The organism is Arenibacter palladensis (assembly GCF_900129275.1).
Taxonomy (GTDB): Bacteria; Bacteroidota; Bacteroidia; order Flavobacteriales; family Flavobacteriaceae; genus Arenibacter; species Arenibacter palladensis.
On the sequence record NZ_FQUX01000017.1, the window covers coordinates 1 to 11269 of the forward strand.

At 38.0% G+C, this 11269-nt stretch carries 7 protein-coding genes and 1 pseudogene; 1 reads left to right on the forward strand and 7 read right to left on the reverse strand.

What is annotated here, in order from left to right:
• From BUA60_RS22605 to BUA60_RS22630, 6 genes are all read right to left on the reverse strand, one after another.
• Window positions 1–1111, reverse strand: a 1111-nt coding sequence (locus tag BUA60_RS22605; protein WP_218587962.1) for a DUF7133 domain-containing protein, incomplete at its 3' end; no start/stop codon positions are given.
• Between the two features lie 33 nt (window positions 1112–1144).
• The gene (locus BUA60_RS22610) at window positions 1145–1831 is read right to left on the reverse strand and encodes a 3-keto-disaccharide hydrolase (protein WP_072865833.1); all 687 of its coding nucleotides are present in this window, start codon (window positions 1829–1831) and stop codon (window positions 1145–1147) included.
• A 66-nt stretch (window positions 1832–1897) separates the two neighbouring features.
• Window positions 1898–3406, reverse strand: coding sequence for a sulfatase family protein (locus tag BUA60_RS22615; RefSeq protein WP_084532735.1), 1509 nt, complete (start codon window positions 3404–3406; stop codon window positions 1898–1900).
• Window positions 3407–3668: 262 nt separating this feature from the next.
• Window positions 3669–5099: a RagB/SusD family nutrient uptake outer membrane protein gene (locus BUA60_RS22620; RefSeq protein ID WP_072865837.1), complete on the reverse strand. Its 1431-nt coding sequence runs from the start codon at window positions 5097–5099 to the stop codon at window positions 3669–3671.
• Window positions 5100–5110: 11 nt separating this feature from the next.
• A complete protein-coding gene (locus BUA60_RS22625; protein WP_072865839.1) occupies window positions 5111–8527 on the reverse strand; it encodes a TonB-dependent receptor in 3417 nt (1138 codons plus the stop codon).
• Between the two features lie 127 nt (window positions 8528–8654).
• Window positions 8655–9812: a FecR family protein gene (locus tag BUA60_RS22630; protein WP_072865841.1), complete on the reverse strand. Its 1158-nt coding sequence runs from the start codon at window positions 9810–9812 to the stop codon at window positions 8655–8657.
• A gap of 173 nt (window positions 9813–9985) precedes the next feature.
• Here BUA60_RS22630 and BUA60_RS22635 point away from each other — a divergent pair, with 173 nt between their 5' ends.
• Window positions 9986–10528: an RNA polymerase sigma factor gene (locus tag BUA60_RS22635; RefSeq protein ID WP_218587963.1), complete on the forward strand. Its 543-nt coding sequence runs from the start codon at window positions 9986–9988 to the stop codon at window positions 10526–10528.
• Between the two features lie 139 nt (window positions 10529–10667).
• Here BUA60_RS22635 and BUA60_RS23145 read toward each other — a convergent pair.
• A pseudogene (locus BUA60_RS23145) lies at window positions 10668–11269 on the reverse strand (hypothetical protein); the annotation flags it as partial.

Genomic DNA, 11269 nt, shown 5'->3' on the forward strand with positions numbered 1-11269 from the left:
TCTCACTGGTTATGGGATTGGCAATAAAGGCCACATCTTTCCATTCACTGGGAAAAGATCCCTCCAGATCGTCCGAAAAGGCAACACCGGACATACCCGTCCCACCAACACGGAATTTGTGCAGTTCCGGCATCCATGGCTGGTAGGGCCTTAGACGTTCCCTACCTATACCGGGAAAACCTGTTCCAGGTTCCATGGGCACAACCGAATACCCTAGATCATTGGCTTCCATGCCATACCATTGGCCATTGCCCCTTAACTTGAAGCCCCAGATATTGTTCAATCCAGAACTTACCAGTTCTATCTTTTTCGCATCTAGGGAGAAACGTGCAATTTTGCTGAAGTCCAGACGTATCTTGGCATCACTTTTAAGTGAGCTCACCTCCCCCTTGTTCAGGGCCCCTTGGCTGAAATGGATCCAATCTCCCGGGCCGCGGACCAAAACATGGGCCATGGTATGGGTGTCGGTATAGCCAAACCCGGTAAACAAAGGCGTGCGCTTGTCCGCCTTGCCATCTTTGTCCGTATCCTCCAGAAAGAACAGTTCGGATCCCTGGGCCACATAGGTACCATTTTTATAGGGCAATATACTCTGGGGAATGGCAAGTCCGTCTGCCCAGACATTGGTCTTGACCCTACTTTTTCCGTAAAGTCCGGAAAGCACCAAAATTTTATCCTCTCCTTTGGTATTCCCGCGGTACAGGTCCAAAATCCTTTTAAAATTGGGATCTTTTTCCTGGGCTGCAGGATCGTCCATCAACTTTAGCAGGTCCCGCCAAGCGATATCGGATACCGGATCCAGGGGATACATTTCCGCAGTCTGTGTCCACAACCTACCGGCATCGTCAAATGCCATATGGATCGGGTTCACCACACCGTCCTTTTCACTGGCCACCAACTCTACCACGAAGCCGTCAGGTACATTAAAACCCGCCAATTCCTCTTCCGGCGAAAGTATTGCCGTTCTTGACGAATGCGTTTTTTTGTTGAGGGTAGGATAATCGCTTCCGTTATTGTCCCCCGAATTGGCCGAATCCGATTTTTCCTTACATCCCAGGCTGGTTAAGGCCAAAGCAAAGCCGTATAAAAGTAGTTTCCTTTTAATTCCCATGTGTTCTCCCTAATTTATAATGATTATTAAGCTCTAAAGCTCCGTAATTGTTATATGCTTAAATTCTACCTTGGCATTTCCGCCACTGTGCAATTGTATGCCGATGACTCCTTTTGACGGAATATTGGGATCTTTTTCGATATACTCGGCAGTCTTAATGCCATTGATATACGTTACATGCTTGTTCCCTATACATCTAACAATGTAACTGTTCCACCCATCCTCGTTCAGGATGTGTTTCAGGGTACTAAGATCGCCTCCCAATAGTTTTGCCCGGCGGTGCTCGTCATAAATATCCCCCCAATACCCTTTGCCTATGTCTGCCTGGTAGCCGATAATCTTATTATCCTTTATAATGGAGCGGTACTGGATTCCACTGTTGATCAGACCGGTGCTATGGTCCCCGGTCAAACGGAAAAGGGCCCGGAATTCAAAATCCCCGAAGCTTTTGGTGGTATGCAGATAGGTATTCGTAGGAATTTTGGTTACCCCATCACCACCCGTGATGACACTATCCTTCACGGACCAAAATTTGGCATTTTCCTCTTTTACGGTCTTCCAGCCGTTAAGCGTGGTCCCGTCGAAAAGGGAGGTTGAAAAATTCGCTTTTTGAGCGCTACAACTCAAGGTAAATATTAATGCTCCCAGTAGCCATATTCGAAATGAAAAATAACTTAGCACCTTTTTTGACAAATACGATTTGGTTGAATGTTTCTTCATAATTATAAATGTGATTAACACGTGTTTTTAGTTTCCAATTATAAGTCATACCAATTACAGCTTATCCTATAAATTTCTAGCACCGTCGTTATAAAATGGATGAAGCTTAATATTTCTGTCTATACTATCTATAGACTTAGATTGCCAATTTTTTACATCAGGTCTTCGTTCTCCATTATCATAAAATCTTGCACCTTGACCGATAATATTATAGTCACCTATTTCACTTCTGGCATTAGTAATCAATTCATATAAACGTTGAACAATGTCTGGATGATCTTGTGCTACATCTCTTCTTTCACCAACATCATTTTTAAGATTGTACAATTCCATAGCACGAACAGCCTCCATATCCTCATGTCTCCACAAAGATTTTTTTGCAAACGGAATCCATTCCGGGGCTCTAGGTCTGGGCAAAACCAATTTCCATTCCCCTGAACGAACCGCCTGCAAATGGGTGTCAACATAATAGTAATACAATTCTTCCAATTCCGAACTTCGCCCATTAGTAACCAACAAGGAAGTGATATCCTGCCCATCTAGGGTAAGAGTGTCCGGTAAGCTAGCTCCAGCCAAACTGGCGAAGGTAGGAAACAAATCCATAGTTGAAGTGACCTGGTCTGAGACAATCCCCGATTTTAAATTATCTCCTCCCCAAATGACGCATGGTACACGAACACCACCCTCCCAAGTACTTATTTTATTGCCCCGTAAAGGAAAACTTGATCCCCCATGAGTCCCCCTTGCTCGCCAAGGTCCATTATCTGAAGTAAATACAATTATAGTTTTGTCTTCGATTCCAAGGTCGATTAATTTTTGTTTTATTTCTCCCACGCTCCAATCAATTTCTTCTATAGCATCACCATAAAGACCGAACTTGGATTTTCCCTTAAATTCTTTACTTGCACCCAATCTTGTATGCGGCATATTATGAGCCAGGTATAGAAAAAAGGGATTAGCTTTATTTTTATCTATAAATTCTAAGGCTTCAGATGTGTAAATTTGAGTTATGGTATCAACCGTAATTTTACTGGCAATTATTTTTTCATTTCTATAAACAACGTTAATTCCGCGGTCGTTGCTGGACGGGGTACCGAACCAGTAATCGAAGCCCATCCTTGTGGGTAATAATTCTTCTTGCTCAAAATCTTGTTTATGTCCATTGATGTCCCATTTTCCAATACAGGCACTCCTATATCCTACTTCTTTAAGTATTTCGGGAAGCAGTATTTCATCTGGGTGAACCATTGGGTGGCTTCTCTTCGTATTGTTCACCTCTGCTACTCTTAGTGGATAAGACCCGGTTAGTAATGCAGTTCTTGATGGTCCGCATATAGGTTGGGCATAAAAACTAGTCAAACGCAATCCTTCTTTTGCCAATTTATCAATATTCGGAGTTCTAATAAGTGGTGAACCGAATGAACCTAAATCGTTATAACCTTGGTCATCGGTCAAAATAATAATAAAATTTGGTTTGTTTGTTTGCGCTGATGTATTATTTGGAAGACAACCAAAAAAAATAGTACCTAGAACACCCAAGACTATTCTCATATTAAAATTAATTATTGTAGACATAAATTATATTTTTCGGTTTTTTCTTAAAATATTAATTACCCCCCTAAAGCAGGAACTTAGAATTAATGGAAGAAGGTTTCAGCATGTTATGAAACTCACTTGAATAGAATATCACTTGAAAACCTCAAAAGTAATCCCAAGTTATTTTCCTATTCTTAAATCACAAAGAATTCAATTGGGGAGAATTTCATCAAATTTCCTCCCCAATCGTCAACTCAAATTAGTGAAATAAGATATTTAAAAAACATTAAAAACTATATTTTCAATACCCTGGGTTTTGATTTAATTTTGTATTTGCATCAACTTCATCTTGAGGTATAGGATACAAGGTGTGATAATCCGCTGCAACAACTCCTCTTTCTTGAGCGCGGGTAACAAAAGTTCCATTACGAATCAAATCCTCCCTTTCACTTGCCTCAAACCAAAATTCCCAAAATCTTTCTTTTAATATATGTGCGCGCAGTGATGACTGGTCAAAATCACCAACAGAAAGTAATGGTACATTAGCCCTAGAGCGAACCATATTTATTAAATCAATGACTTCTTGGGTAGGACCATTAAGCTCATTTAAAGCCTCCGCTCTATATAAAAGTATACTGGCATAACGTATTTCCATAAAATCAATTCCATTACCAAAACCGGAACCATTTGGATCAGGCGGATATTTATTAATATAAGTCATGTCATTGCCATACCCTTGCACCAAATCTCCACTCTTGTTGATATATTGTGTAACAAATAGGTCCTTTCTTTTATCGGATTCATCGAAGGAGTCAATAAATTCATCAAAAACCAGTAATCGCATGGCATAATTTCCCTGATTGGGTAATAATGGAACATCAGGAGGCGTCATCATAGCGGTGACAGTTGAGCCCCCATTAATAGCTACAGTTCGAGGATGTACTAATATAGCCTCACTATTTTGCTCATTGTCATGACCGAAAAGACTTACATAATCCGGAAATAATTCATATTGGTTTAAGTCCATTATATCTTTTGCAGTGTTTGCAGCATTTTGCCATTGTTTGGTATTCATATAATACCTACATAGGATTGCCAGGGCCGTACCCTTTGTATATTTACCATATAAATTTTGGGATACAGGCAATACACCAATGGCATCTGTAAGATCAGCTTCAATAAGCTCTTGTATTTCTGTCTCTGAGGACCGGGGTAATTGAAATTCATTTATTAGGATAGATGTATGGAGAGGTATTGAACCATAATTTTGCAACAACAGGGAATAAAAATATCCTCTCAAGGCCTTTGCCTCTGCCGTAGTCTGAGTTTTAAATTCTAATGAAAGGCTTTCATTGTCCGCAAGGTTATCTATGATAATATTCGCATTTCTGATTCCTTGATAATAACTATTCCATCTAGTGGAAAAGTGATTATAATTTGAAGTCCAAGTAAAATCCCGGAATGGAACAGCTGTGTTTGCCTGAAAACTACCCCCAGTACCATACGCAATTCCAGAATTAATGGCCGATTCAGAAAACCTATGTTCATATAACTGTCCCGGTTGCTGTGCTTCGACATATGCCTGATTCAAAACAGCGGAAATTCCCGCTTCAGTAGTTAAAAAATTCTCCTCCGTTAGGTCAGAATAAATTTCCTCTTCTATCATATTTTCACAACTGCCCATGAATAACAGAAAACAGAGGGATATTAAGCTTATAATTTTTAGTTTCATATCTTGTTTTTTTAAAATTTAAAATTGAGTCCTAAAATCAAAGTTCTTGCTACGGGATAGGAATTAAAATCAATACGAACATTGCTATTGCCATAAACGTTGGCCTCAGGGTTTAAAAAAGAATAATTAGTAAGAGTTACCAAATTTTCACCTGTAATGTAAATATTGGCCGCATTTATGAAACTGTTTTTAGGCATTGGTACTGAATAATTAAGTTTCACGGTTCGCAGTCGGACATAAGAAGCGTCCTCAACAGCAAGACTATTGACCTTGTCACCACCATAAGAACTAGGATTGGTAGCGGATGGCCATTTAGCATCCCGATTTTGGGGTGTCCATCGATCTTCAATTTGTCCTGCAAATCTATTTCTTCTAAAATTAGAGGCATACATATATTCAATGGCATTATTATTCAATAGCTCATTTCCACTTTGACCTTGTATAAAAATGTCCAGTCCCAAATTTTTATAAGTAAATGAATTCTTAATGCCAAATGTGAAATCGGGGAAAGGACTTCCTAAAACAACCCTGTCATCCGAATTAATAAGCCCATCATTATTTGCATCCTCGAAAATTGGAAAACCTGGTTGGGATTGTGGTTGTGCCGAATTAGCCACTTCGTCCATGGTTTGGAACAATCCAAGAACCCTATATCCATAATATGAATCCAAAGGCAACCCCTCTTTAACAATCGTACTATTCCCAGCTCTTGGAGCATTCCCCCGTATTTGGGCATCTAGACCTCCTAAACTGGTTACTTCATTTTTAATCGCTGAAAAATTCATTGATGTATCCCATTGAAAATTTTCACTGGTAATAATTCCTAAATCTAAAAGTAATTCAAATCCATGATTCTTCATCCCGCCAAGATTGGTCAATTTATTACTAAAACCAGAGGATGGAGGTAATGGAAGGGCAAACAACATGTCCCTGGTATTCTTAACAAAATAATCTGCGTTTCCTGTGATTCTATTATTAAACATCCCAAAATCCAATCCAATATTGAATTGTTCAGAAGTTTCCCATTTTAGGTCTGGATTAGCTATTCGTGAAGGAGCTGAACCACCATAGGCAGATGAGTTGAACACAGCTGTACCAGCGGAAAAGTAAGTGACAATTGAATTGTTATTTCCAATAGATTGGTTGCCTATTTCACCCCAACTAGTTCTTAACTTTAATACATTTAACAATTCCGGCACGAAATTATAATCACTAAGTTTCCATGCAAAAGCGAAAGAAGGAAAGTACCCAAATTTATTATTGTCTCCAAAACGGGATGATCCGTCAATACGTATAGATCCGGTTAGTAAAAATTGATCCAACAAGTTATAATTAACCCGTCCCAAATAAGAAATAAGTGAATTCTTCGATTTGAAGCTTCCTACATTATCTAAATCTCCATTACCAAAACTTAAATTATTAGTTGATTGGGAATCTGAAGGAAATTGACTTATCTGTGAACTATACCCTCTGCTAACAAATTCTTCATAGGTGGTTCCAACTACCGCGTTGAGACTACTTCCCTTTTCAAAACTTTTCGAATAGTTTAAAGTATATTCAAGTAATATATTAGAATCATTTGAAGATGTAATCAAAGCATTTCCACCACTGGCCGCGCCGGAAAGAGTTATGCTGGAATTATACGTGTCCCTTCGGGCCATTGTACGATTCGAGCCAACATTAATTTTAGTCGATAATTCATCTGAGATTTTATAATTCAACATTAAGTTTCCAAATATCCTGTTGGTTTCAACTTCGTTAGAAACACCCTCTAGAATACTAACCGGATTACTTAGAAGTAGCTCATTGGATTGGGTGAAATTCCCATTATCATCATACACTGGCAAGGTAGGGTCGTACATCATAGCCGAATAAATTATTCCACCACCCTCATTGGTCCCACTACCAATTGGCGCTGCATTATCTTTAACTAAGCTTGTATTCAACCTAAGGTCAATATTTAGACGTTCACTTATATTTTGAGTTAAGTTTAATCTAAGGATATACCTTTTCATATCCGTATTCTTAAGAATTCCTTCTTGATTATAATAGTTTGCCGACAGGTAGTATTTAGTTCCGCTCCCTCCTCCTCCTATGGACAGATTATGATTCTGAATCTGTGCAGATCTAAAAATTTCTTCTTGCCAATCTGTCCCATTTCCAATAGCCTGGATATCACTATCAGAAAAAATAGGAGTTTCTCCTCTATCTATTGAAATATCATTAAGTGCTTTTATATATTCATTAGTATTAAGAACATCAACTTTTTTGGCAATTGACTGAATACCAGAATAGACATCATAATTCACAACCGTTTTTCCTTCACCTCCTGATTTTGTAGTAATCAAAATTACTCCGTTGGCTCCCCTTGCACCATAAATGGCTGTAGCCGAAGCATCTTTTAAAACTTCAACCGATTTTACGTCATTCGGATTTAACGAGTTAAGTGGATTCTTTGGATTTTGATTTCCGGAGGTTCCTGCGCCCCCTGCCGACCCGATCGAGGAAGTATTATCAATAGGAAAACCATCTATAACATATAATGGAGAGTTGTCAGAGTTGATTGAAGCTGCCCCTCGAATTCGCACAGAAACACCACCACCCGGTTCAGAACTGGTTTGACTTATCTGGACACCTGCAACATTACCCGACAATGCCTGATCAATTGATGAAATAGCTCCATCATTAAAATTCTCATTAGTAACAACTGAAACAGATCCGGTTATATCACTCTTCTTTACAGTACCATAACCAATAACAACTACCTCCTCCAAACCGGCAGCGCTTTCCTCCAAAGTTATGCTAAGATTAGTCTGTCCATTGAGGTTCACTTCTTTTGTAGCAAAACCAACATAAGAAATTACCAATACCGAATTTTCATCTTCGATAGAAATTGTAAAATTCCCGTCAAAATCAGCCTGCGTTCCATTGGTAGTGCCTTTTTCAAGAATATTGGCACCTGGCAGGGGCGTACCATTTGTATCGGTTATGTTTCCAGTTATTGTATTCTGATCTTTAACCTCCTTTAACCCAATGTCCGTTGAATTTATTAAGGGAATTTTAGGTTTTCCTCTTTTCAAAATAATCTGTCTATCAATAATTTTAAAAGTAATGTCTGTCCCTCTAAATAAATCGGTCAATATTTTATCGATTCGTTCTTTGTTAACATGGATAGAAACAAGCCTTTCCATGTCAAGCACATCTTGGTTGCCCAAAAACTTAAATTCACTTTTAGCTTCAATTTCATTGAATACAGTCATAATACTTACGGCATCCAAGTCCAATGTAATTTTGGTATTTTGCGAGTAGGTACTAGCCTCTATTCTAAAAAAGGCTATTATTAAAAAAAGAGTGGTCAACTTCATTTTTAAACTGATATTGGGAAATAATAGACATACTATCCCCAAACGAATAATTTTTTTATTCATATTTTTGTATACGTTTTTGTGGTTATTTTATTAATCACCTTTTACTATCGGGATATGTTAGAGCATATTCCGATTTTTTTATTTTAAGGTAAGGCTAAAAAAGAATTTTAATCATAGGCATCCGGTTTTATGGTTCGTTAATTATAATGTCATCCCCTACCCTGGTATATGAAAAGGGAATACTACTCTGAAAATAAGTCATTACCTGTTCAATAGTTTCAGTATCGAACTTTGCAAAAAATTGTTGATTTTCCAACAATTTGTAATTGTTGGTAATGGAAATATCGTAATGCCTCTCCAGCACTTTTATAATTTCAGGAAACGGTCTTATTTTGAATATGATCTGTCCATTGATCCAAGAGGTATATTCATCGACATCCGTAATTGCAATCCGCATATTATTTACAGATTTGTTCCAAGAGCCGATTTGCCCGGGCATCAATAAATATTTCTCGTCATCTTTCTCCGTGCTTTTAGTTGCATTTAACTCAACCGAACCTTCCACCAATACCGTGTTTACCACTTCGTCGTTAGGATATGAGCTTACGTTGAATTTGGTTCCTAATACACGAACATCTAGTTTATCAGTATTAACTATGAAAGCATCCGTTTTGCTTTTAGTTACCTCAAAAAACGCTTCTCCCTCCAAGAACACTTTTCTTTCCTGATTCATTATGAATTTAACGGGATACTTAAGACGGGTACCGGAATTAATATGGACTATAGTACTATCAGATAAAATCAACTTCATTCTTTTTCCATTCGGAACTATCAACTCATTATATGTCAGGGATTCATTTGTCGCGCCATCGGAATTTCCAGCAACAATATTTCTATAATCCAAATGGGAACCATTTTGTTTTCCAATTACGTTGCCTTTACTATCTACAATTTCCATACTGCCATCTTCCTTAATCAAATGCATGTTTCCATTATCCTGCATTATTGTGATTGTATTTTCATCAACATAGATTTCATTAAGATTTTTAGTAGTCAAATACATAAGGTATCCCAATCCTAGTATTCCAATAAAAATAGCTGCAATTTTGTACCACGTAGTAGAGGGTCGCCTTTTAGCAATTTTGTGGCTTAAAAGTTTTTTCAACAATATTGAATAGTCCTTTTCCAAATCAATCTCTTGCAATCCTAAATTAATTTCATAATGGCTTTCCAGAATGTTCTTGAACTTTGTTTGGTTCTTCTCTTTTTCCAACCACACCTTTAGTCTCTCCCTTTCCACACCATTAATGGAGTCATTTAAAAATTTATCTATTAAATTTTTCAATTTATCTAATTGTTAATTAAAGACACGTTAAATTACCGTATTCAAAATATAAACGAATAGAAAATGAAATACCCTTAAAAAAAATAAAAAAAAATTCCATATTTGCATTAATTAAGCAGATTATTACACTTAATGCCTTCCCTTTGAAGGTTTGTTAGACTATTATGCAGAAGATGGAAGAGGATTTTAGATCGGTATTTGAACAACTTTATGGTCCACTACTGGCTTATACAAAAACTTTAACCAACAATCATGATCAAGCTAAGGACATTGTCCAAAATTGTTTTGTTACATTATGGCAAAAACGTCCTGATTTAATAGATAGCCCGACCTTAAAACAATTTCTATTCACTTCCGCCTATAATTCCTTCATAGACCTTTACCGAAAAGATCAACTGAAAAATAAAATCTTTGATGAGCTTAAATACAGTATGGCTAAAGAAAGCTTAATGGAGGAAGTAAGCCACGTCGACCATAAAATTCAAAAATTAAAATTGGTTGTTGCCAAATTACCTCCCAAGTGCAGGGAGATATTATTACTCAATAAAAGGGATGGTTTAAAATATAAGGAAATTGCCTTGAAACTAAATGTTTCTGAAAAAACTGTGGAAAGTCAAATGAGGATAGCATTTAAAAAAATCAGGGAGGAATTTAAAAATGACAAACAGTTTTTTGTTATAATTTTTAACAAGCTTTCTAAGCATATTGATTATTAACGCTTCCATTAGATAAAAAAAGGAACAATAGTTTCCCATTGTTCCTTTACCAACTAAACTAACTCAACTACTAATCCTAAAAATCTTTCCCCTTGGAACAATTTACTCCTTGTCAAGACGAACATCATTTTATTTCAACTTAGTTTTTTTCCAGCACAACAGGCTTATACCCTCCCTTGGTCCTGAAGTAGAAAATCAAGATCAGATAACAGGCCAACATGATCATAGGGAAGATGATGACCTTTGCCAGGGCCCTTTGGGTCCCCTTGGTCTTTAGATCGGCTACCAGTGTATTTATTTCTTGTAAATTATCGGTATTTTCCACAGCCCCTTGGAACTCCTCCATATCCACCGTCTGGAAATCGATGATGGAATAGATGGTCTCATCCCTTAAGGGCAGATCCACCTGCCCGTCCGTCAACAGGGTTTTTGGGGCGGCCAGGGCCAATTCCTGGGACGCCTGTAATTGTTCGATCTGCGAATTGGATTGGAAAGCCCCGATAATGGGTGCCCCCAACATACCAACCGTTAACATGCCAATGCCGCTCACCGCGTTCAAGGTAAGGGCCCCACCTCTTGGAGTCTGCTCGGCGACCACTCCCAAGGTAGTAGGCCAGAAGAAGGTTTTGCCCAGACCGTACAAAGTAGCGGCAACAAAAATATACCAGCCCGTGGATATGGAGAGAAAATACAATCCAAAAATGGCCAGCACGGAGCTAATGACCAACAGGGCCAAGGGGG